Here is a 23037-nt window from a genome sequence, read left to right on the forward strand (position 1 = left end):
AAGCGATGGTGGTGAAAAGTTATTCGCACGGCGTACAAGTTGAGAAAAAATCTCACCCTTGTGTCCCCTTCGCGGATAGGGAGGGTGAAGAATTTCTCCCATTTCCTGCAAGGAAAGGGGCTGAGGCAGAGGTTTCCAGCAAAAGCTGCAAGCTAAGTTATTGGGCAAGCAATGCTGTCAAAAGTTTAATGATTCAAAGTTTAACAGTGTCAGTGCTGGCGGCGGTGGGTTTATCTCCTGCGGCGGCCCAGTTGATGCCTCCTCCTCCTCCTCCTCCTGCTGATGCGGGTTCTCCTGTTCCTGTACCAGTACCGGCAGTGCCGGGATTGCCGGGATTGCCGGCAAGTGAACCTTCAAGTGTACGATCGGAAGTTTACACTTTGGGAGCGGGCGATCGTATTCAAATGGACATCTTCAACGTCCCGGAATACAGCGGCCCCAACGGTCAACACCAAGTACAGGCAGACGGTTCCCTGAATTTGCCGTTAATTGGCAGCGTTTCGGTGTACGGGATGACGCTAGAACAAGCTTCTAATGCTGTTAAAGACAAATACGGCAAATACCTTAAACGTCCCTGGATTACCTTGAAACTGCTGGCGCCGCGTCCTTTGCAAATTGCGATCGCGGGCGAAATCAACCGCCCCGGAGCCTATACAATATCCTCAGCAGCAGGCCCCGGAGGCACAGCAGAGCAAATGGGAACTCAAATGCCAACGATATCGCGGGCTCTGCGAATGGCCGGCGGAATTACCCAGTCAGCAGACGTGCGGCAAATCAAAATCCGCCGCCCCCAGCGCAACGCAGCGGAACAAATTATTAGTGTGGATTTGTGGGAATTATTGCAAAACGGCGATTTGCGGGCCGATATGACTTTGCGCGACGGCGATACTATATTTATTCCCACTGTAACTAGCCTCAACCGCCAAGAAGCACCGACTTTAGCAGTAGCTAACATTACCGGACAAAGCACTCAACCAATTAATATTGCTGTGGTGGGCGAAGTAACTCGCCCCGGTACTTATACTTTGGCAAAAGAGGCTCAAAGTAGGGTACAAGAGAATGAAATGGGTGAAAATTCTGGTTTGTTTGCTGCTAGCGAAACCAACGGCGGGGAAAATGTTTTGCAGCAAACTGTAACGAGGGCAATTAAAATGGCGGGCGGCATTACGCCGGTAGCTGATATCAGACAAATACAAGTTCGCCGCCTGACGCGGGCGGGTACCGAACAAATTATTAATGTGAATTTGTGGCAACTTTTGGAAGGGGGAGATGTATCCCAAGATTTAGCGCTGCAACAGGGAGATACGGTAATCGTTCCCAAAGCCGAAAACCTCGATGCAACCCAAGACGAACAAGTTGCTAATTCTAATTTTTCACCGGATACGATTAGGGTGAACATTGTAGGAGAAGTCGTGAAACCGGGAGCGATTGCGGTGCTGCCCAACACTACTTTAAATCAAGCGCTGGTAGCAGCGGGAGGTTTTAATAAAGCGCGGGCAGAAATGGATTCAGTGAATTTAATTCGCCTCAATCCTAACGGCACCGTTTCGCAGCTAAATGTTAAGGTGAATTTTTCCGCAACTGCCAATGAAGAAACTAATCCCAAACTGCAAAATAATGATGTAATTATGGTAAGGCGATCGGGTCGCGCTACGTTCTCGGATAATGTAGGCGGGACTCTCGCTCCTCTCAGCCCCCTGTTAGGAATATTTCGATTGTTCGATATTTTTCGGTGAGTTGAATAGACTGGCATTAAGACCTCAGAAACCCGCTTTCTATAAAAAATTGCGGTTTGGTAATGAAATATCTAGGAATCAACCGATTTCCTGAAACTCCGCTACCAAGACAGACCTTTAAACTAATAAGTTGTAGAAATCCAATGAAACCAGGGAAACAATCACAAGTAGCACTGTTTAATCATAAAAAAGCCGCCAATCTGCAAAAAATCTCTTCGGGGCTTTATGAAGAAGATCAATTTTTAGGCAGAAACAAAACCGAGGCAGAAGAGTTAAGTTTTTGGGAAGTTTGCCGCAGTCGCTCCATCTTAGTCATCGGCGTAGCAGCGGCAGTGACTACCGGAGTTTTCGCCTGGACACTGAATCAAAAAAGCGAGTACGAAGGGCGCTTTCAATTATTAGTAGAACCAGCGGTTACGCAAAATACTTTAGCCAAGATATACTCCGGTGAGCTGAAACTGCAACCAGCGGGCCCCGCGACGACCGACAAGGCAGGTTTTGACTACGAATCCCAAATTCAAGTTTTGCAAAGCCCGCAAGTAATGTCGCCGATTATTAAACAGTTGCAGGCTAAGTATCCCGAAATAAATTACAACTACCTCTTGAACCAAAAAGCAGATAATTTGCCGTTTTCTCAGGAAAGTAGGTTGTCAATTAATCGATTCAAAAATACCAAGATTATCGAAGTTAGATATCGGGATTATGACCCGAAAAAAATTCAGTTTGTTTTGGAAAAAGTGGCGCTAGGCTACCGCAACTACAGCGTGCAAGATACCACAACTCAAATTAGTCAGACTCTGGATTTTGTGAAATCGCAAATTCCCAACCAGCGAAAGCGCCAACAAGCTCTGCAAACAGAAATTCAAAAATTGCGGCAGCAGTACAATTTCATCGACCCGCAAATTCAAACCCAACAACTCGCGCAGCAAATTAGCCAACTTCAAACGCAAAGATTGGAAGCGCAATCGCAGCTCAATCAGCAGAGATTGCTCTATTCCAATCTGCAAAATCAGCTCGGATTAAACCAGAAGCAAGCGCTGATGGCCTCGGCTCTGAGTCAAGCTCCCCGCTATCAAGCGATGCTGACTCAATTGCAGCAATTAGAAGGGCAAATTGCGATTAACTCGGCTACGTTTACAGACGAAACTCCGCAAATGCAATTGTTGCGAGAACAGCGCAAGAACCTGATTCCTTTGTTGAAGAAAGAAGCCCAACAGGTTCTGGGAACTGATTTGGCTAAGGTAAATTCGCAAGTGCTGGCTTTTCAAGATCCGGTGCGGATTAAGTTAATCGAGCAGTTTATTGGTACTGCTAATTTAATTCAGGTGCTGGGCGTGCGGAATCAAGTTTTGGAACAAGCTGCTAAGCAGTTGAATCAATACTCTCAAGGATTACCAGTGATTTTGCGGCGCTATTCGGATTTGCAGCGCGAGTTGGATTTAACTAACAATACGCTGAATGGTTTGCTGGCAAAACAGCAAGCTTTGCAGCTTGAAGCTGTGGGTAAAAAAGAGGTGGCTTGGGAAGTTATTGCTAAGCCGGAAATTCCGCGCTACAAAAATGGCGAGTTGATGGCTGTTGCTCCGATTATGCCTTTGAATTTGGCTGTGGGGGGATTGGCTGGTTTGCTGTTTGGTATGCTGACGGCGCAGTTGGCGGAACGGTTTAAAAATAAAACGGTGTTCCAAACTCCAGAGGATGTCAAACAGTCGATTCGCCTGCCTTTGTTGGGGGTAATTCCTGCTAGCGATAAAATTTTGAGACTTCCTCCTGCTGAGACAAGCCCGGTGGATGTGGCAATGTCGCCGATGCCGACGGATGCTTTTCAAGAAGCTTTTCGATCGCTCAATGCTAATATTCGCTTACTAAACGTTGAAACTCCGATTAATTCTTGTGTAATTACTTCTTGTCAAGTAGGTGATGGCAAGTCTACGGTAGCAGTAAATCTGGCGCGGGCGGCGGCTGCAATGGGGCAGCAAGTGCTGTTGGTGGATGGGGATTTACGGCGCCCGCAGGTACACGAAATGCTGGGTTTACCGAATTGGCAAGGCCTGCACAATGTGATTGCTGATGATGTGGATGTGCAAAAGGTGATTGTGCGATCGCCCCGTGATGAAAATTTGTTTGTGTTAACTTCCGGCCCGGTTCCTCTCGATCCCACAAAGGTGCTTTCTTCCCGAAAAATGCAGCATTTAATGGCAGCTTTGTCAAGTCATTTTGACTTAGTTATTTACGATACTGCGCCGCTTTTAGGTTTGGCGGATGCGAATTTGTTGGCGGCTCACACTAACGGATTGATGCTGGTAGTAGGGCTGCATCAAACTCAGCGGGAGGCGCTGGTGTTGGCTTTTGAAGATTTAAAAATGGCGGGAATTCCGCTGTTGGGAATGGTGGCGAATAACGATAAAGGCAGCAGGTATTACTATCAGTCTTACGTGCAGGATTACGTCCAGGAACAGTCTGTTTGAGGGAGGGGAATTGAGAAATGTGTAGTGGAACAGGCCGTCGGGCCTGTTCTTGAGAATGCAAGGCGGGCGCGACACCCGACAAGATATTTCATCCATCTTGCAGCCTTAATTGTGAATAAAGCTTTCAGGGGCGGGCGGGACGCCCCACAAGAACATTTAACTTTTGTGGAACAGGCCGGAAAGCCTGTTCTTGAGATTTGTGCGTGATTTCAGAAAGACAAATTTTCTTAAGATTTGCGATCGAGACTCTGAACTATAATTAAAAGTAGAGAAATTTAAACAAATCGCGACACTTGCAAATTGGCAAGACCTGAAAGAAAACGTGGCTGGTAAATTCCTATTTTGTAATACCTTGATACAACTCCCTGCCTAGGCGGAAAACTAGCAGGGAGTTTTGTGTTTTTCACACAGGAGATGAAACAATGGCTATTGCTACTATCAACCCGGCAACGGGAGAAACGCTGAAAACTTTCGAGCCGATCGCGGATGAGGCAATCGAAGCTAAGCTGGAATTAGCACAGCAAGCTTTTAACAAATACCGCCACCTGCCGTTTGAGCAGCGAGCTCTGTGGATGCAGAAAGCGGCAGACATCTTGGAACGCGATCGCGAAATTTACGCTGAAATGATGACCCAGGAAATGGGCAAAACGCTCAAATCTGCGATCGGCGAAGTCGAAAAATGCGCCTTAGTTTGCCGCTATTACGCCAAAAATGCTGCTCAATTTATGGCAGACGTACCGGCAACCACTGACGCTAGCAGCAGCTTTGTCCGCTACCAACCACTAGGGGCTATTTTAGCCGTCATGCCGTGGAATTTCCCATTTTGGCAAGTTTTTCGGTTTGCGGCGCCAGCACTGATGGCGGGCAATGTCGGCTTGCTCAAACACGCTTCCAACGTGCCTCAGTGCGCTTTGAAAATCGAAGAAATTTTCAGGGAAGCTGGCTTTCCCGAAGGAGTTTTTCAAACTTTGTTAGTGGGCGCCGACAAAGTAGCTGATATCGTTGCGGACGATCGTATAAAAGCAGCAACTCTCACCGGTAGCGAGCCAGCGGGTGAAAGTTTGGCAGCCAATGCGGGCAAAAACTTGAAAAAAGTTGTACTGGAATTAGGAGGAAGCGACCCATTTATTGTGATGCCCAGTGCTGATTTAGCAGTAGCTTTATCAACTGCTGTGACATCGCGGATGCTGAATAACGGTCAATCTTGCATCGCCGCCAAACGCTTTATTTTAGCCGAAGAGATTGCCGACGAATTCATCAAAGGATTTGTCGAAAAAATCGAGCAATTAAAAGTAGGCGATCCGATGTTGCCCGAAACCGATATCGGCCCTTTAGCTACTCCGGCAATCCTCAAAGACTTGGACAAGCAAGTGCAAACTTGCATCCAATCGGGAGCAAAACTTCTGACAGGCGGCCGCCCATTGTCAGAGAATGGCGGCAATTTCTACTTGCCAACTATTTTGGCAGAGATCCCCCCGGAGGCTGCTGCGCGTCAAGAAGAATTTTTCGGGCCCGTAGCTTTAGTATTCCGGGTTGCAGGCATCGATGAGGCGATCGAACTGGCAAACAGCACATCTTTTGGCTTGGGTGCGTCAGCTTGGACTACAGTAAGAGAAGAGAGCGATCGGTTTATTTCCGAACTAGAAGCAGGCGCCGTATTCATCAACGGCTTAGTAAAATCCGACCCGAGATTGCCCTTCGGCGGCATCAAACGCTCCGGTTACGGACGCGAATTGAGCATCCAAGGAATGCACGAATTTGTTAACATAAAAACAGTGTGGGTGAAATAACATCCCACTCTATCAACCGATCGCACAAATCTACATAAGCCTGCGTTTATCTGCGTTTACCTGCGGTTAAAAATTCCCATTTGTATTTTTTTGGCGATCGGTTGAAAAAGAAAGACCCACAACCCCCATTAACCGAGGAGAAAAACGGAAATGAACACAGCTCAACTATTGGTAAAATGTTTAGAAAATGAAGGCGTCGAATACGTCTTCGGACTTCCCGGAGAAGAAAATTTAGAAGTTCTAGAAGCCCTGAGAAACTCTTCAATTAAATTTATTACTACTCGCCACGAACAAGGCGCCGCATTCATGGCAGACGTTTACGGTCGTCTCACAGGCAAAGCCGGCGTTTGCTTGTCCACCTTGGGCCCTGGCGCAACTAACTTAATGACAGGAGTTGCTGACGCCAACTTAGACGGCGCTCCTTTAATAGCAATTACCGGACAAGTCGGCACAGACAGAATGCACATAGAATCGCACCAATATTTAGATTTGGTCGCCATGTTTGCCCCAGTTACTAAGTGGAATGCTCAAATTGTTCGCCCCAGCACGACGGCAGAAATTGTCCGCAAAGCCTTTAAAGTAGCTCAAAGTGAAAAGCCGGGAGCAGTTCACATTGACTTACCTGAAAACATCGCAGCAATGCCTGCTGAAGGACAGCCGCTCGCCAAAGACAACCGCGAAAAAACTTTTGGCGCTTACCAAAGCTTGAATAAAGCCGCTGTGGCAATTTCCAAGGCAAAAAGTCCTCTGCTTTTAGTAGGAAACGGCGCGATCCGCGCTAACGCCAGCGATGCTTTGACACAATTTGCTACTCGATTGAATATTCCTGTAGCTAATACTTTCATGGGCAAAGGGGTAATTCCTTACACTCATCCTTTGGCACTGTGGACAACGGGCTTGCAAAAACGCGATTACATTAGCTGTGCTTTTGAAGAAACGGATTTAGTGATTGCTGTTGGCTACGATTTGATTGAATATTCCCCGAAGAAGTGGAATCCTGAAGGAAAAATTCCGATTATTCATATTGGAGCTCTGCCAGCAGAAATTGACAGCAGTTATATTCCTCTTATAGAAGTTGTGGGGGATATTTCTGATTCTCTCAATGAAATTTTGCAGCGTGCCGATCGCATGGAGAAAGTAGACCCTTTTGCTAAGCAATTGCGGGCGGATATTCGGGCTGGGTACGAACAATATGCAGCCGACGACGGTTTCCCGATCAAGCCACAAAAACTCATTTACGATTTGCGGCAAATCCTGGGCCCGGAAGATATTCTAATATCTGATGTGGGAGCTCACAAAATGTGGATCGCGCGGCACTATCATTGCGATCGCCCGAATACCTGTTTGATTTCCAACGGCTTTGCGGCGATGGGAATTGCGATTCCGGGTGCGGTAGCTGCAAAACTCGTTTATCCCGATCGCAAAGTAATAGCAGCCACCGGCGACGGTGGTTTTATGATGAATTGCCAAGAGTTAGAAACTGCTTTGCGAGTCGGTACTAATTTTGTGACGCTGATCTTTAATGACGGCGGTTACGGGTTAATTGAATGGAAGCAGCAAGATTATTTTGGTCATTCCGATTTCGTCAAATTTGGCAATCCCGATTTTGTGAAATTTGCCGAAAGTATGGGTTTAAAAGGCTATCGAGTAGAATCTGCAACGGATTTCATTCCGATTCTGAAAGAAGCCCTTGCTCAAGATGTCCCTTGCGTGATTGACTGTCCGGTAGACTATCGGGAAAATGCGCGTTTCAGTCAATTATCTGGGGATATGAGTTGCAATTTGTAAGAGTAGCTAGAGCTCCGGCTTCTTTAATAAGTCGGGGCTCTAATAATGGACATTCTTCGAGATAGAGTTTTGTAGCTTGTTTAAGATTGGCGATCGCTTATTCTATGGTTTCGCCTTGGTCAACTGTGCCGATTTCTGGACATTCGGCAATGTATCTATCTTCTTCTTTGTAAATGATGCCTGTGAATCTGTGAGTGTTCATAATGTTTTTGCTTCCATTTAGATAACGCTCAAGCTAGCATCCGGGCGTGAGCAATTTCTCTATCACCTATGAGACGGACTTGGGAGCTAAAGAGTGAAATAATAGCTAATGTTTTCCCCGTCAAGGTAACAAATTCTACTTCATATCCTACCCCACCTTGATGTACTAAAACAACTGTGCCAATATCGCCTTGGCTTAAATTTTTTTCGGGGATATCAATTGTTAAAACAATGCTGTCAAGTTCTTGAATCATTTTATTTTTTAATCTGGTGGATAGGCACTTACTAGCCTGGGAGTGTCGCCTCCGGTTTCAATAAACCAAACAGAACGCACAAAGGGTTTTCTGCCATCTGCTGCTAGCATTTCTCCTTCAATAACGTACCGACTGCCAAAAGGAGATTCTTCAATTTTAGCTAATTCATGGTCGGCGGCATGACGCAGCAAGGCAGTTGCCATGATTTCCCAAGCATCAACTGAAAAACCAAACCGTAAAAAAAATTTTGCTTTGCTTTTCCCGTCGCGGTGGGTGAGAGAGAGCAGATATTCGGTAATTTTCTTTTCAGGAACGACTGCTCTTTCATAATTGGGCAGTTTCAAGCACTCTCTCCAAAGCTTACTCTTGTATATTAACCAGAGTTGAGGCGATCGGTCAAGCAGGGGCGATTCCCTACGGGATATCTGCGCCGCGCGTGCTTTTTGAGAAGTTGGGTTGGGATGGGCGATCGCTAAACTTGTCAGGTAATTATGGTAATCTAAAAGTTAGGTAACTAGGACTGGCAAGAATGGAGGAATGTGACAACACAATTTTTCTGTCCATATCTCGATAGCGAGGTTGAACTCACTGAAGAGCGAGAACTACATATTGTTGATACACATCCCGATTTGCTACCATCTTATCAGGAAAGAATTGCTAAAACTCTAGCTGACCCAGATGAGGTTCGATGTGATTTACGTTTCGGCAATACTTTTCTATTTTCACAGCAGTATGGTAAGGGTCGCAAGGGTAGGTATGTTGTAGTAGCTGTTGTGAATGATACAGTTCCGAGAGAGCGCTATTGGATCGTGACAGCTTACTTAACAAAAAATGTTACCCAAGGAGAGATAATATGGCAGAAAAACTAACTTTTAAATATGATGCTATTGGGGATATTTTGTACGTCAATAAATGTTCGCCTTATGCAGAGCAAGAATCGCAAGAACTAGAATATGGAATTGTGGCTCGTCTCAATCCTGACACGGAGGAAATTGAAAATCTGGAAGTTATGTTTTTCTCCAAGCGGTTGCGAGAGAGTAATGTATTTGAATTGCCGATTGTGGGTGAGTTGCACTTGAGTTATAATGCTTAGAAAAGACTGCATTACGTCATTATTCCGCACTGTTTGCTAGAATTATTTAAGTCAGCTCTAAGGACGACCATGACTGAAGCTATCTCAACAAAAAATGAATATCAAATAACTGTGAGTTCTCCAGTTTGGCAAAGAGTTGAGCAAATTGCCGCAGAATTTAACTTGTCAGTTTCTGAACTCTTGGAACAGATAGGCGAAGGTCAACTCAAAGTTGTTGCGGTTCCAGGTAATTCAGTAAAAGTGAGTGAGCAAGATATTGCAAATGCTTTTATTTGGTTAGCCGCCCAAACTAATGTAGCAATCAACGCCTACAAGCTACAAAAACTTATGTATTACGCTCAAGCTTGGTATTTAGGAGTTTACGGCAAGCCACTATTTGATGCAGATTTTCAAGCAGGGATTCACGGGCCGGTTATTCCTGATTTATTAGAAAACTATCAACGACAATTTAGTTGGGAACCAATTACAGAGAAAATCGAACAACCGAAACTTCCCCAAAAAATCGGGGAATTTATCGAGGAAGTTGCTGATGCTTATTTTGAGTATGATGATGCAACTTTGGAACGAATGATTTGCAGTGAAATGCCTTGGCAGGAAGCGAGAGGAGATTTGCCGAGAGACGAATCTTGTGAGGGGATTATTTCTCACGAATCGATGAAGAAATATTATGCTGGCCGTTTCTTCTCTAAATAATATAAGGGCGATTCCCTACGGGATAGCTGCGCTTCACGCGCTTTTTGACAAGTTGGGATGTAAGGGCGATCGCGCTTTCTCAGATTCAAGTATTCGGATTAGCTGTGGCCTTCGTGATTTAGCGGATAATCAGACCAAAATCCTTACGGATTTCTGCCAATTGTTTTACCCAAGTATTATAAGCATAAATCCCTTCCTCTTGATTCTGGTGAGCGTTTGCAATTTGCTTCTCAATCTCTCCGTAGAGTTTTGTTTCCACTTGTCGGAGTTGTGATATCAAATCCGGTAGCATCGGAATTAATATTACCCATTGCTTTCGAGACGGCGCCGTGCCTATTAGTGTCAACAGTTAACACTCAACCATTCAGTTTTTCGACCCGCCCGTCAACAGTCAACAGTCAACAATCATTCCGGTGGCACCGGAATTGATATCAAATCTAATCACTTCAAACCCAATAATAAGGCGATTCCGCCGATCGCACCAACTACCCCCAAAACAGCCCGAATGCTCACTTTTTCGCCCGCCAGCACCGCTAAAGGCAGTATAAATAGGGGACTGGTAGAACTGAGTGTTTGGGCGATTGCTGCGGGTGCATATTTCAACGAAGTCTGTTGCAGGAAAATTCCGAGATAGGTTCCTAAAAAAGCTGCCAGAATTATGGCAGCTAATATTTTTGAGGATTTTAATTGTTTGAAACTGTCAAGGTTTGTTGGCTTTAAAAAGCACAGCATGACTGCCATACCACCGCTCAAACGCAAAGCTGCCGTCCACAAAGGATCAATATCTATTTGAGTGAAGGCGGCGCGGGATAAAATTGCTCCAGCGGCGTGGCTTGTTTGTCCTAATAAACTAATACCTAATCCCTGCCAAATATGTTTTGATGATAAGGTTGTTTCGGCTGTTCGTTCGGCAATTACCCACGCTACCCCGCAGATTGTTAAAAGAATGCCTGTACAAGCAATGGGCGATAACTTTTCTTGCAAAAATATTAAGCCCAATAAAGCTGTTAAAGGGGGAGAGAGGGTTTCTAAAAGCAGCGTTCGCCTCGCGCCTAAATATTTTAATACGATAAAGAATGCGGTGTCTCCGATGCCAATTCCTAGGCCGCCGCTAATTAGCAGCATTGCTAAAATATTAGGGTGGATTGCGGGTAAAGATTTTCCTAAAATTAGTACAGTGGCAAGGAGCATGAAAAGGGCGATCGCACCTTTGAGCAAGTTGAGCACCACTGCGGGGATTTGCTGTCCCACTCGCTGCCAGATGGTGGAAGATAGAGCCCAGACAAATGCAGCGCCTAAAGCGGCGATTTCACCCATAAAATTTGTTGACTGTTGACTGTTGACTGTTGACTGTTGTCATTAGTTACCAATTCGGAATTCCCGATGCCCGATTCCCGATGCCATATAAATTAGGGTTCCCGGTGGCCTACCTGGAACCCTAGATTTATTAAGCTTTTTTAGCAGTGGGCGGTGAACATAAATCAATACCATCATGTCCGAATAGAGGAACGAAGCAATTCGCTTGCGGTTTGGGATGGCTTCGTTCCTTTCTTCGGACACCCAAGATATGTCTACCTACTACTGATTAACGTGGTGGTAATTGCGGAGATTGGCTAGGTTGAAATTGTGACCGCATATCTGTTCTTACCCAAGAACCAAAACGATCGGGACGAACGCATTCAGCATTATCTAATTCGTCTTTGAGTTTAGTGGCGAAAGATTCAAACATATCGACTAACGCCTGACGATCTGTTAAGCAACCTTGGAGAGCAATAAGTTGTTCCAGCGTCCAGTTATACAGTTGAGTGTCCCCTTGTTCAATGCGTAAATAGAACTGATTCTCAAACTGTGCAAGATTAGAGTAGAAGTTCTCAACTTCTGCCTTGATCAAGTTTATATCCAGGTAGAATTGTTGTTGTTTCAATTCTGCAAAAATCGTATTTTTGAGGTTCTGCGTGAAGTTTTGGTTAAGCTCAGTTTGGACGATAGCAGAGACATCATTACGGAAGTTGAGAATCTTGTTATCCAAGCTAACATTAATGCGATTGTCAAGATCGTTGACAATATTATTAGTCACTAACTGCACGTTGCTAGTGCTAGATTGATTAACAGCCGTATTGATGCGAGCATCAATGTTAGATTCAATCTGCTGAATCACCAGATTTTTAATGTTTTGGCTTTGGTCAGCAATTTTGAGATTAACTACCGCATTAATCCGCTGATCGATGTCGTGTTGAATTTGCTGAACAATTTGAGTGTTAATATCTTGAGATAGATTAGACACTTTCAGGTTCACGACATTATCGATGCGTTGATCGATGTAAGTTTGCATCTGCTGAATCACCAGATTCTTCACATTCTGGGTTTGATCGGAAATCTTGATGCTCACCACATTCTCAACACGCTGATCAATAGTATGTTGGAGTTGCTGAATTACCTGATTAGTGATCTCTTGAGATTGATTGGCGATTTGGACATTAACGGAGTTACTAATGCGCTCATCAATATCAGTCGATATTTGATTAATTACCTGGGTATTAATCTCTGTAGACTGATTGGCAACTTTGATGTTAACTACATTCTCAATCCGTTGCTCAAGTTCAGTTTGCATTTGCTGAACTACGAGGTTCTTAACTTCTTGAGTCTGATTAGACACTTTGAGATTAACGACGGACTCAACACGCTCATTGAGTTCGGTTTGCATTTGTTGCAGCACTAAGCTTTTAATCTCTTGGGTTTGTTCAGAGATTCTTAAATTCACCTGCTCGCTAACAATGCGGGGGATTCGGGAAATAAATAAGTCGTTGAGATTTTTGTTGAAGTATCCCGACCAATTGTGGAAATTCTGATTAAAACTAACTTCCATTTGTTGGGTAAGAGTTTTAAGCATAAACTCCAGCCGTGCTACCTTCATCGCTAAGTCTTTAGCTTGAGTTTGATAGCCTTTAAGCAGCCATTTTTCCAAATTGTCCCAATAAGCTTCTTTTTTCTCGTTCGGGTCACCTGTTACTGTGATGGAAGTATTGATTTGGGCTGCCATTTGCTGCCACATTTGTTCCATCTGATCTTGGTCAAAAGTGAAGTTAAATCCACTGCTACTAATATTGATATTTTCAGTACCAGAGCTAGTTGTACCACCAGTTGTAACTGCTGTATTACTAGAGCTAGCTGTACCACCAGTGGTAACTGCTGTATTACTAGAGCTAGTTGTACCACCAGTGGTAACTGCTGTATTACTAGAGCTAGTTGTGCGACCACCACCAACTACACTAACAGTGCTTTCGCTGCTGCCCTGATCAATCTGTAATGGTGGACACTTTGTTAGATATTCTTGGCGTACTTCTAGATCACTGATGTTGTTGATTTCTAAAACAACTTGCCCTTGGTTATCTTCAATGTAGGTATCAAAAAAGAAGCCGGAGATGGTTGTTTTTTCTTTGACTTCAAAAATAACGTCATCTTTGAAGCCATTTAAGGAACACCAACTTTCGCTAAGTTCAATTCCTGTCAACTTGGAGATAAATTTTCCCCCTTGAATCAAGAGTAACGCCCAAGGTTCTAATTGGAAATTTTTTGCTTCTGCTCCATAAGTGGCATTGCTTTCCCGAATCTTGACGCGATAGTTCCCTGGGGCTAACTCGATAGAATTAGCATTGGCTTTTTTAAGAGTGGAGAGATAATTGCCATCCAGCGAATAGCAGTTTTCCTTGCTATCAACGGTTAAAGTTTGGGGGTTCAACTGTTGATTGCCAGTGATTGAAACAGTGACTTGCCCTTGATTATCAGCACTATAGATATCAAAGAATAAAGCACAGACTACAGCTTTTTCTTTGATATCAAACTGCAATTTGTCGTTATAGCCGTTTAAAGTTGCCCAAGTTCCACCTGTCTCAACACCTGTTTTTGTGTTGATAAAGGTACTGCCCTCAAGTCCATAAATCCAGAGAAAAACAAAAGGCTCACCAACGGTATTGTCGGCACTATAACTGTAGCTACCACTGGTAATTTGGATGTCAAAAGTTCCTTGGTCTAATGTCAGAGACTTAGCAACATTTTGTTGCAAGCTATTCATCTGAGCGGTATTGATAACGTAACAGTTTTCTTTGGTATCAATCGTTAACAGTTTCATAGTTTCGTCACCCGTTGTAGTAGTTGTTGCACCTTGTGCCGTTTCAGTCTTAACTTTTGAAGTGATGGTGGGAATCACTTCTGCTGCTGGTTGATGATAAACCGCAATTCCTGCCCAACGACCGCTAGGCTTGGTTTGAGCCACTAATGTGCCTTTACCTGTCTTGGTATTAATGCGGATTAATTGACCGTCTTTTCCCAAATTAAAAAATCTGCCGGTAACGCCATAAAGGACATTGCCAACAAATTCCATACTGCCAATACCAGGAAATCCGGTATCACCAATAGTTTTAACTTCGCTAGTATCGAGATTGCATCTAGCAAGTAATTTCTTCTTTTGGTAGCCAATTAATGTGATATATGCTATGCCATTGCTATCAAAGGCAACTTCGCCACAGTTGTAGTCTTTATTAGCTACGGTAGCTACTGGTGTACCTTTTCCTGTTTTGAGATCCAGGGCAATCAGTTGTTTAGCTGTGCTGGCATAAAGGGTTTGACGTTGGGCATTATAAGCCAAGCCGGCTGTAGCAAAGCCTGTATCCCCAATGACAGTCGTATGGCCCGTTTTGATGTCAATTTTAACGAGCTGGGTTGTGTCGCCTTCTCGATCGATGCCATAGAGCTGTGAATCAACAAAGGCAATATCATACACTTCTGTAATGATCTCACCGATGAATGTTGCTTTACCTGTGGCTAAATCAAGAGTATACAGTTTACTTAACTGATTTGAGACACAATCTTGGATATACACTGTCCCTGGAACCATAGCTAAATCCAAAGAAGATATAATGCTTGCCTGATTACTCATCTTTATCTTTTGAACTTGCCCAGCCATCGATCTCTCTGGCCAGCAATACTGGTACAGGATGCGACAACTGAGCCGTCTGAGCTTGTTTGAGCATATCTCCGAGTTGAGTGGTGCTGAGATCGTCGTAGGCTCGCGCCTGCGCCAAAAATTCGTCTACATTCAGTTTTTGGTAATCACTTAATGTGATATCTGCTATTAGACTTGTTTTGCCAAACAGTTAAGAAATCATAATCGAGGTTGCTGATGACGGTATTTCCCTTAGTGCTGATAAACTCACCATCTGCTAGAATTGGGCGCAAGCTTAACAGCTCCGGGAATGACTATTAGTCTATCTAAAGGGGTAGATAATTTTTTTTTTCGTTATAAAGCGTAACATCTTTCTGTATCCGCTCAATAATCCGGAGTAAATCGCTCAACGATGCACCTCAAATGACGCAAAATCGTTCCTGAGTGGGTAGCCCGCCCCGAATTATTGAGCGGATACATCTTTCTCATCTTTCAGTGGTGCGAAGTCAGAAGCAACGAGCATTTTATCGAGCTCGTACTCGATCGATGCCATAGAGTTGTGAATCAACAAAGGCAATATCATAAACTTCTGTTAATGAGCTCACCGATGAATGTTGCTTTACCTGTGGCTAAATCCAGAGTATACAGTTTACTTAAGTGATTTTAGATACAATCTTGGATATAAACTGTGCATGGAACGATAGCTAAATCCAAAGAAGGTATATTGCTTGCCCGATTACTCATCTTTTTATGTTTTTATTACATAAAAAAGCCGATGAAAGTAATAGTGCGGTTGGTCATCAGTTATTTGAACTGAATTTGGGAAAATACTCAGCTAGCAAGGACAGCCACCAGCAAGGGCGAACTCAAGTGAGGAGATATGCACTTGGAGCTACTGGGCTACCTAGCACACAGTTCTTTATTAAGGCATCACTAGCTTTTCTAGCAGTGGGCGGGGAGAGAATCGAACTCTCATACCTTTCGGTGTCAGATTTTGAGTCTGATGCGTCTACCAATTTCGCCACCCGCCCTTTTGGGTTTCACCATCATAACACACCGATCGATTTTGCACAAGAGATTCATAATCTTTTGAACTTGCCCAGCGATCGATCTCTCTGGCGCGCAATACTGGTACAGGATGGGACAACTGAGCCGTCTGAGCTTGTTTGAGCATTTCTCCCAGTTGAGTGGTGCTCACAGACTCTTTATTAATACATCACCATCTTTTCTAGTAATGGGCGGGGAGAGAATCGAACTCTCATACCTTTCGGTGTCAGATTTTGAGTCTGATGCGTCTACCAATTTCGCCACCCGCCCTTTTTGGTGGTTTCAGCATCATAATACACCGATCGATTTTGCACAAGAGATTCATAATCTTTTGAACTTGCCCAGCGATCGATCTCTCTGGCGCGCAAGACTGGTACAGGATGGGACAACTGAGCCGTCTGAGCTTGTTTGAGCATTTCTCCCAGTTGAGTGCTGCTGAGGTCGTCGTAGGAGCGCGCCTGCGCCAAAAACGCATCGACATTCAGTTTCGGAGCTAAAGTCGGCGAACCTCCGGCCAGTTTCATCAACAGTGATGCTACCACTCTTGGGTCTTGAGTCGCGAGCAAGGCGGCGCGATCGCACGTAAATTCCGCACACCGCAACCATTCCAACATTTGCGCCTGCAAACCCTGCGCGAGCACGGTTCCCACAGGCGAAATTTGGCCTGCGGCCAACACAATTAAATTAGCCAGAGTCAGGTAAACTCCGTGCTCGCACTTCAAATGCCCCAACTCGTGAGCAATTACTGCCTTAACTTCCTCGTCTGTGAGCAAATCAATCAGAGAAGTGTGCATCACCACAAAAGGCTGTTTTCCCCGCATCGCAAAGGTGTAAGCATTCGGCATCGGATGCTGGCGGACATAAAGCTGCGGCGGCTCCAAATCCAGAGTTTTGCAGGCATCCAACAGCAATTGATGCAGGTGGGGCAATTGATTTTCGCCGACTTGGACGCTGGAAGCCAGATTTTCCAGCATAAAAAACTGTTCGCCAAGTTGTCCCAGCAACTGCCGCACGATCAAATCCAGGCCGGGCAGTTGTTTGAGAGTGCTGGTAGCTTCCAAGTCTAGCGGGTGGCGAAACTGGTCTGCTTTTAAACCGATGAGCGGTATGTTCGACATTTTAGTCAGTTGGGAATGGGGAATTGGGAATTGGGAATTGGGAATTGGGCATGGGGCATGGGGAATTGGGCATGAGGAATTCTTTTGCTTCTTCCTTTTTTCCTCTTCCTTCTTCCTTCTTCCTTCTTCCTTCTTCCTTCTTCCTTCTGACTACTTTAAACCTGATCGCGCGGGATTGACAGGAGCCTCAGCAGTCGCCGGGTCTGTACCCTCTTTGACGCGCCGCAACTTAGCTCCCAATTTTTGCAGTTTCACCTCTAACTGCTCATAGCCGCGGTCTAAGTGCTGCAAGCTGCTGATGGTGGTGACACCATCGGCTGCAAGTCCCGCTAGCACTAACGCCGCCGAAGCCCGCAAATCTGTTGCCACGACAGGCGCACCCGACAGCCGCGACACTCCCCGCACAATCGCTACATTGCCTTTAAGGCGAATGTCCGCGCCCATGCGGTTGAGTTCTGCTACGTGGCGCAAGCGATTCTCAAACACGGTTTCTTTGATCAAGCTGTCGCCTTCACTCAGCGTCAGCAAAGCCATAAACTGAGCTTGCATATCTGTGGGGAAACCGGGGTAAGGCAGAGTTTCGATGTCTGTGGCCGAGTGAGTTTGGCCGGGAACTATCCGCAAAATGTCGGGGGATTCTGCAATAATTTTCGCCCCAATTGTCTGCAATTTGGCAATGACTGCGGTCAGGTGGTCGGGAATTACCGGCGACAAACTGATTTCCGAGTGAGTGATGGCTCCGGCTACTAAAAATGTTCCGGCTTCAATGCGATCGGGAATAATTGGATAGTCTACCGCGTGCAGCTTAGGAACTCCCGAAATGACGATCGTATTCGTGCCAGCGCCTTGAATTTTTGCTCCCATAGCGCGGCAGAAATTCGCCAAATCTGCGACTTCCGGCTCTTGAGCCGCATTTTCAATCACGGTTTCTCCTTCAGCCAGAGTCGCCGCCATCATCAAAGTTTCAGTGGCGCCGACGCTGGGGTAGTCCAAATAAATTTTGGCTCCTTTCAGGCGGCGGTTCGGCCCTTTGACGTAAGCGTGAACCGTGCCGTGGTCGATGTGGACTTCGGCACCGAGGGCTTGCAAACCGCGAACGTGAAGTTCAACCGGTCGGGCGCCGATGGCGCACCCACCGGGCAAGGGCACTTTGGCAAATCCCAAACGCGCTAGCAGTGGGCCGATGATGAAGAAGCTCGCCCGCAGTTGGCTGACTAATTCGTAGGGGGCTTGAGCGTCTATGAGGTTGCTGGCGTTGATGTCTAAAACGTCGCCGTGCTGCTGTAATTTGACTCCTACAGCCGAGAGAATTTGCCCCATGCGGGCGACATCGACTAGACCGGGAACGTTGCGGAGACGGCAATCCTCTGGGCATAGCAGGGCTCCTGCCATGACAACTAAGGCCGAGTTTTTGGCGCCGCTGATTTTAACGTGTCCTTTAAGGGGCTGGCGACCCCAAATTTGCAATACTTGTTGGTCGCTTTCAGGTGAAGCTGGCAGGTTAGATGAGTTCTGAGCTGGTGTAATGGGTTTGCCCTCCATAATTCGCTTCGTTACTTTATACATTATTAATTTTGGTTCGATTTTACCGGAAAGTTTTTATATGTCTAGGGGTAACATTAGGAATTCCCGGAGTTATATTTGCTGGCATTCACTCTGGACAAGGCTTTCAGATTTTAGCGCACAAATAATGTCGATCGAGTCTATGGAGTTATCTGTATCAAAATTTACATTCATTTGTAGCGGTCGATCTGATCGCAGATGTTGTACCTTTGTCAACGATCTTTTGAAGTAAAAGCCGGCTGAATTGTTGACAAAGGTGTAAGATATCGGTTCGATCGACAATGGGTGAAAGTTTATAGATTGTCGATCGCCCCATTCCCTGTGCTAACCTGTGACAACAACCTAGAGCCAAAGCTACTCCTAGCACATGGTTCACATTAAACGGATCGAACTGACTAACTTTAAATCTTTTGGCGGTACGACGGCCATTCCCGTGCTGCCCGGTTTTACTGTGGTTTCCGGGCCCAACGGTTCTGGGAAGTCCAACATCCTCGACGCTTTGCTGTTTTGTCTCGGACTTTCGAGTTCTAAGGGAATGCGGGCTGAACGTTTGCCGGATTTGGTGAACAGCGCCCAAAACAAACGCGGTACGATCGAAGCTAGCGTGACTGCGACGTTTGCGCTGGAAGATGTGGGGGAGGAATGGTTCGCCCAGGATGAAGATGAGGAGGAAAATGCAGCAGATGAGTTATCTGTTGCAGCAGAGGAAGTCGAAAGCATAGAAATTGCCGAAACTCAAGACAACAACGGCCAATCATCTCCTGTCAATCAAAAATCGCCTCTATCTGTTGAAGAAGTCGAAGGGATAGAAACTGCCGAAACTCAAGACAACAACGGCCAATCACTTCCTGTCAATCGAAAATCCAAAATCGAAAATCGAAAATCGGAAGAGTTATCTGTTGAAGACGTAGAAGAGATTGAAATCGCAGCAACTCAAGACAACAACGGACAACTACTCGCTACCAATCGAAAATCCAAAATCGAAAATCCAAAATCGGATGAGTGGAGTGTAACCCGCAAACTTCGGGTAACTCGCCAAGGTACTTACACTTCAACTTATTACATTAACGGCCAACCTTGCACGCTGACTCAACTTCACGAACAACTCAACCGCTTGCGAATTTATCCCGAAGGCTATAACGTCGTGCTGCAAGGAGACGTTACCAGCATTATTTCGATGAATTCTAAGGAACGCAGAGAAATCATTGACGAGTTAGCTGGTGTGGCTCAGTTCGATCGCAAAATCTCTTTAGCTAGGCAGAAGTTGGATGAAGTTAAGGAGGTGGAAGAACGCAGCCGGATTGTAGAAAAAGAGCTGATTTCTCAGCGCGATAGACTTGCTTCCGATCGCACAAAAGCGGAAAAATATCAAAAATTGCGGGCGGAATTTCAAGAAAAGTCGCAATGGGAAATTGTGCTGAAATTCCGCCAATTGCAGCAACAAGAATGGAAGCTGCGAGAACAAATCGAAACGGGCGATCGCACTTCGGCATCTCTCACGGAACAACTGCAAGCAATTAGCACCCAAATTCAAGCAGCAACCGCCGAACTTGACGCACTGAATGCCCGCGTTAAAGCTTTGGGGGAGTCGGAATTGTTGGCTTTGCAAGCGACGATTGCGACTCAGGAAGCGGAACGGCGGCAACTGCAAAACCGCAAACAGGATTTGGAAACAACTGCTGGGCAAATGGCTGCTAATATAGCACAAACCGAGGAAGAAGTTCGGCAATTTAAGCAAAGTTTGGAGCAAATTGAGATTGAAATATCTTATGTTAAGTCTCAAACAGGAACTTTGCAGGAACAGCGGGATACAGCCCAGCAAAGTTTAGATGAGAGTCGGGAAGTTGCAAACGCGATCGCCTCGACGGCCGAAGTTTGGGTACAGCAGCAAACGGAACTGCACCGCCAAATCGAAACAATTCAACAAACTTTGGAACCGCAGCGTACAGAACAAGCTACTATCGGAGAAAGAGCCGATCGCCTGCAAAGTCAAATTCAAGAACAAAACCAATCGCTGCAAGTATTGGATCAGGAAATTGCCGCGAAAAAAGAGCAGCAATCTCGCCTTGTGGAAACCAAAGGAGTTGCATCTTTGCAAGTAGAATCGCTGACTCAGATTTTAGTCGAAGCCGAACAAGAATTGCAACTGCAACAGGAAACTCAAACTCGTTTGTTGGAAGAACAGCGGGAAAGACAGCGCAAATTAGACAAACTAGAAGTGCAGTTTCAAGCACTGCAAGAAGCGACGGGAACGTTTACTGCAAAAATTGTCGCGCAAAGCGGAATTGGCGGAGTTTGCGGCTTGGTGGCTCAACTGGGCAGGGTGGAACCGCGCTATCAGTTGGCGCTGGAAATTGCCGCGGGCGGGCGTATGGGAAATATGGTGGTGGAAGATGACAGCGTGGCTGCTGCTGCGATCGAATTGCTGAAACAAAAACGGGCGGGAAGGATGACGTTTTTGCCTTTGAATAAGATTAGGGGCGGCAGATATTCGGTGAATGAAAATTTGCGGCGCGCGGCTGGATTTGTGGATGCGGCTGTTAATTTGATTGATTGCGATTCGCGGTATCAAGAAATTTTTGCTTACGTTTTTGGCAGTACGGTTGTGTTTAGTAACCTCAGCGACGCCCGCCGCTATTTGGGACAGTACCGGATTGTCACTTTGGACGGGGAAATTTTGGAAACTAGCGGGGCGATGACTGGGGGAAGTTCTACGAATAGATCTACTTTGCATTTTGGCACGGTTGAGGCTAGTGAGGCTGCTAGTGAAGCCAGGACGATCGCATCTCTGCAAGAAAGGTTGGAGGAAATTGAGCGGATTTTGGAACGGTGCAAAATTGCGATCGATCGCGCTTCTGTTGCAGTCAAAACTCGCAGCCAAGAATTGATGGAAGCGAAACAAAATTTGCGCGAACATCAGTTGCGCTTGGAACAGTTGGATTCAGAAATTAAGAATTTGCAAGCGCAACAGGAACAAGTGCGATCGCAAATTGCGAAAAATACGCAGGAATTAACTAATTCGCGATCGAGATTGCAGTTGCTGGAGAGAGAATTGCCCGCACAGGAAATTCAATTGCAGCAATACCGCCAAACTTTGGCGCAGTTGGAAGAGTCCAACAGTCACAGCGAATGGCAGCAAATGCAATCGAGTTTGCGCGCTCTAGAAGCGCAACTCCAAGAGCGAGAATTGGCTCTGAGAAACGTCCAGCAGCGCCTTGTAGACTTGGAAAATCAATTCGGGCGTTTGGAAGAAAAAATTAAGGAAGGCAGCGAGAAATTGCAGGAATGGCAAGTGCAGCAAAATGTGGGTGCGGATGCACTCGATCGCATTGTTTCGCAGCAGTTAGAACTCGATCGACAAATTACCGAAGCTAAGGCGGCTTTGGGGGAAATTGAGGAAAAATTGGGCGTGCAGAAGGGAGAGCGCGATCGGGCGGAATCTCAACTGCGAGAACAGCATTTAGCCAAACAACAGTTACAATGGCAGTTGCAAAAACTCCACGAAACTCAGCAAGAACGCCGGGAACAATTGAGCGCAATCCGCACTCTATTGGAAGCGCAGCGGGCGGAAATGCCCGACCCCGTGCCGTCGATTCCTGAAAATGTCGAGAAAGCCAATTTGACGGAATTGCAGCAGGAAGTAAAGGCGATCGCCAAACGCATTCAAGCTTTAGAACCTGTCAATATGCTAGCCTTGGAAGAGTACAACCGCACTCAAGAACGCCTTCTAGAATTGAGTCAAAAATTGACGACATTGGAAGGAGAACGCACTGAACTGCTGTTGAGAATCGAAAATTTTACCACGCTCAGGCGGCGCGCTTTTAAAGAAGCTTTCGACGCGGTTAACGAGAACTTCCAGACTATTTTTGCGGAACTTTCCGAAGGCGATGGCTATCTCCAGCTAGATGACCAGGAAGACCCCTTCAGCAGTGGCTTGAATTTGGTGGCTCACCCGAAGGGAAAACCCGTACAGCGGCTGGCTTCCATGTCTGGAGGCGAAAAATCTTTGACGGCGCTAAGTTTTATTTTTGCGCTGCAACGCTACCGCCCGTCTACGTTTTACGCTTTTGATGAAGTGGATATGTTTCTGGATGGGGCAAATGTGGAGCGATTAGCTAGAATGATAAAACGACAGTCTGAACAAGCCCAGTTTATTGTTGTGAGTTTGCGGCGACCTATGATTCAATCGGCTGAGCGTACAATTGGTGTTACTCAAGCGCGGGGAGCTTATACTCAAGTCATAGGACTGAAGTTGTAGTGCCGGAGTGTCGGTTGACGATCGTGTTGAGTGATATATGTACTTATTGACACTCCTCGACCTGAAGGTACGAGGATTCTTGGCTC

At 45.7% G+C, this 23037-nt stretch carries 17 protein-coding genes and 2 tRNA genes; 8 read left to right on the plus strand and 11 right to left on the minus strand.

Annotated elements, in window-relative coordinates:
* Positions 1 to 5 precede the first annotated feature (5 nt).
* From QUB06_RS03495 to QUB06_RS03510, 4 genes are all read left to right on the plus strand, one after another.
* Complete coding sequence (locus tag QUB06_RS03495) at positions 6 to 1736, plus strand: SLBB domain-containing protein (protein WP_333434129.1); 1731 nt, start codon at positions 6 to 8, stop codon at positions 1734 to 1736.
* A gap of 143 nt (positions 1737 to 1879) precedes the next feature.
* Complete coding sequence (locus QUB06_RS03500; protein WP_333434130.1) at positions 1880 to 4204, plus strand: polysaccharide biosynthesis tyrosine autokinase; 2325 nt, start codon at positions 1880 to 1882, stop codon at positions 4202 to 4204.
* A gap of 422 nt (positions 4205 to 4626) precedes the next feature.
* Positions 4627 to 5994: an NAD-dependent succinate-semialdehyde dehydrogenase gene (locus tag QUB06_RS03505; protein WP_333434131.1), complete on the plus strand. Its 1368-nt coding sequence runs from the start codon at positions 4627 to 4629 to the stop codon at positions 5992 to 5994.
* Between the two features lie 150 nt (positions 5995 to 6144).
* Positions 6145 to 7782, plus strand: a complete 1638-nt coding sequence (locus tag QUB06_RS03510) for an acetolactate synthase large subunit (RefSeq protein WP_333434132.1) — start codon at positions 6145 to 6147, stop codon at positions 7780 to 7782.
* A gap of 230 nt (positions 7783 to 8012) precedes the next feature.
* Here QUB06_RS03510 and QUB06_RS03515 read toward each other — a convergent pair whose 3' ends face one another.
* Both QUB06_RS03515 and QUB06_RS03520 read right to left on the minus strand, forming a co-directional pair.
* Positions 8013 to 8237 carry a DUF4926 domain-containing protein gene (locus tag QUB06_RS03515; RefSeq protein WP_333434133.1) on the minus strand — a complete coding sequence of 75 codons (225 nt, stop codon included), beginning with the start codon at positions 8235 to 8237 and terminating at the stop codon, positions 8013 to 8015.
* Positions 8238 to 8245: 8 nt separating this feature from the next.
* Complete coding sequence (locus QUB06_RS03520; RefSeq protein WP_333142691.1) at positions 8246 to 8581, minus strand: DUF6883 domain-containing protein; 336 nt, start codon at positions 8579 to 8581, stop codon at positions 8246 to 8248.
* A 195-nt stretch (positions 8582 to 8776) separates the two neighbouring features.
* Here QUB06_RS03520 and QUB06_RS03525 point away from each other — a divergent pair, with 195 nt between their 5' ends.
* The 3 genes from QUB06_RS03525 (at position 8777) to QUB06_RS03535 (ending at position 10023) form a co-directional block, all read left to right on the plus strand.
* Positions 8777 to 9106 (plus strand): hypothetical protein, encoded by a 330-nt coding sequence (locus QUB06_RS03525; protein WP_333142692.1) that lies wholly within the window; start codon positions 8777 to 8779, stop codon positions 9104 to 9106.
* Complete coding sequence (locus tag QUB06_RS03530) at positions 9091 to 9330, plus strand: DUF2283 domain-containing protein (RefSeq protein ID WP_333200083.1); 240 nt, start codon at positions 9091 to 9093, stop codon at positions 9328 to 9330. The genes QUB06_RS03525 and QUB06_RS03530 overlap by 16 nt, the downstream gene beginning before the upstream one ends.
* A gap of 69 nt (positions 9331 to 9399) precedes the next feature.
* A complete protein-coding gene (locus tag QUB06_RS03535) occupies positions 9400 to 10023 on the plus strand; it encodes a type II toxin-antitoxin system antitoxin SocA domain-containing protein (RefSeq protein WP_333434134.1) in 624 nt (207 codons plus the stop codon).
* A 118-nt stretch (positions 10024 to 10141) separates the two neighbouring features.
* Here the strand turns inward: QUB06_RS03535 and QUB06_RS03540 are convergent, their stop codons facing one another.
* The 9 genes from QUB06_RS03540 to murA form a co-directional block, all read right to left on the minus strand.
* On the minus strand, positions 10142 to 10369 hold the full coding sequence (locus QUB06_RS03540; protein WP_333434135.1) for a hypothetical protein: 228 nt from the start codon (positions 10367 to 10369) through the stop codon (positions 10142 to 10144).
* Between the two features lie 95 nt (positions 10370 to 10464).
* Positions 10465 to 11340, minus strand: a complete 876-nt coding sequence (locus tag QUB06_RS03545) for a DMT family transporter (RefSeq protein ID WP_333434136.1) — start codon at positions 11338 to 11340, stop codon at positions 10465 to 10467.
* 268 nt (positions 11341 to 11608) lie between these two features.
* Positions 11609 to 14959 carry a hypothetical protein gene (locus QUB06_RS03550; protein WP_333434137.1) on the minus strand — a complete coding sequence of 1117 codons (3351 nt, stop codon included), beginning with the start codon at positions 14957 to 14959 and terminating at the stop codon, positions 11609 to 11611.
* On the minus strand, positions 14952 to 15104 hold the full coding sequence (locus QUB06_RS03555) for a hypothetical protein (protein WP_333434138.1): 153 nt from the start codon (positions 15102 to 15104) through the stop codon (positions 14952 to 14954). Before QUB06_RS03555 ends, QUB06_RS03550 begins: the two co-directional genes overlap by 8 nt.
* 810 nt (positions 15105 to 15914) lie before the next feature.
* Positions 15915 to 15996: transfer RNA gene (locus QUB06_RS03560), tRNA-Leu, on the minus strand.
* Positions 15975 to 16163, minus strand: a complete 189-nt coding sequence (locus tag QUB06_RS03565) for a hypothetical protein (protein ID WP_333058992.1) — start codon at positions 16161 to 16163, stop codon at positions 15975 to 15977. The genes QUB06_RS03560 and QUB06_RS03565 overlap by 22 nt, the downstream gene beginning before the upstream one ends.
* 37 nt (positions 16164 to 16200) lie before the next feature.
* Positions 16201 to 16282: transfer RNA gene (locus QUB06_RS03570), tRNA-Leu, on the minus strand.
* The gene (locus tag QUB06_RS03575) at positions 16261 to 17130 is read right to left on the minus strand and encodes a M48 family metallopeptidase (protein WP_333434139.1); all 870 of its coding nucleotides are present in this window, start codon (positions 17128 to 17130) and stop codon (positions 16261 to 16263) included. The genes QUB06_RS03570 and QUB06_RS03575 overlap by 22 nt, the downstream gene beginning before the upstream one ends.
* Before the next feature lie 150 nt (positions 17131 to 17280).
* Positions 17281 to 18696: a UDP-N-acetylglucosamine 1-carboxyvinyltransferase gene (murA, locus tag QUB06_RS03580; protein WP_333434140.1), complete on the minus strand. Its 1416-nt coding sequence runs from the start codon at positions 18694 to 18696 to the stop codon at positions 17281 to 17283.
* Between the two features lie 364 nt (positions 18697 to 19060).
* Between murA and smc the strand changes: the two genes are divergently transcribed.
* Complete coding sequence (gene smc, locus QUB06_RS03585; protein ID WP_333434141.1) at positions 19061 to 22951, plus strand: chromosome segregation protein SMC; 3891 nt, start codon at positions 19061 to 19063, stop codon at positions 22949 to 22951.
* Positions 22952 to 23037 lie beyond the last annotated feature (86 nt).

Source organism: Microcoleus sp. D2_18a_D3, assembly GCF_036702455.1.
Lineage (GTDB): Bacteria > Cyanobacteriota > Cyanobacteriia > Cyanobacteriales > Microcoleaceae > Microcoleus.

Bases quoted from the DNA above. Each gene is read 5' to 3' on its own strand.
- QUB06_RS03535 (WP_333434134.1), top strand. From the start codon at position 9,400: ATGACTGAAGCTATCTCAACAAAAAATGAATATCAAATAACTGTGAGT.
- QUB06_RS03505 (WP_333434131.1), top strand. From the start codon at position 4,627: ATGGCTATTGCTACTATCAACCCGGCAACGGGAGAAACGCTGAAAACT.
- QUB06_RS03515 (WP_333434133.1), bottom strand. From the start codon at position 8,237: ATGATTCAAGAACTTGACAGCATTGTTTTAACAATTGATATCCCCGAA.
- QUB06_RS03510 (WP_333434132.1), top strand. From the start codon at position 6,145: ATGAACACAGCTCAACTATTGGTAAAATGTTTAGAAAATGAAGGCGTC.
- QUB06_RS03495 (WP_333434129.1), top strand. From the start codon at position 6: ATGGTGGTGAAAAGTTATTCGCACGGCGTACAAGTTGAGAAAAAATCT.
- smc (WP_333434141.1), top strand. From the start codon at position 19,061: ATGGTTCACATTAAACGGATCGAACTGACTAACTTTAAATCTTTTGGC.
- murA (WP_333434140.1), bottom strand. From the start codon at position 18,696: ATGTATAAAGTAACGAAGCGAATTATGGAGGGCAAACCCATTACACCA.
- QUB06_RS03550 (WP_333434137.1), bottom strand. From the start codon at position 14,959: ATGAGTAATCAGGCAAGCATTATATCTTCTTTGGATTTAGCTATGGTT.
- QUB06_RS03545 (WP_333434136.1), bottom strand. From the start codon at position 11,340: ATGGGTGAAATCGCCGCTTTAGGCGCTGCATTTGTCTGGGCTCTATCT.
- QUB06_RS03575 (WP_333434139.1), bottom strand. From the start codon at position 17,130: ATGTCGAACATACCGCTCATCGGTTTAAAAGCAGACCAGTTTCGCCAC.
- QUB06_RS03530 (WP_333200083.1), top strand. From the start codon at position 9,091: ATGGCAGAAAAACTAACTTTTAAATATGATGCTATTGGGGATATTTTG.
- QUB06_RS03500 (WP_333434130.1), top strand. From the start codon at position 1,880: ATGAAACCAGGGAAACAATCACAAGTAGCACTGTTTAATCATAAAAAA.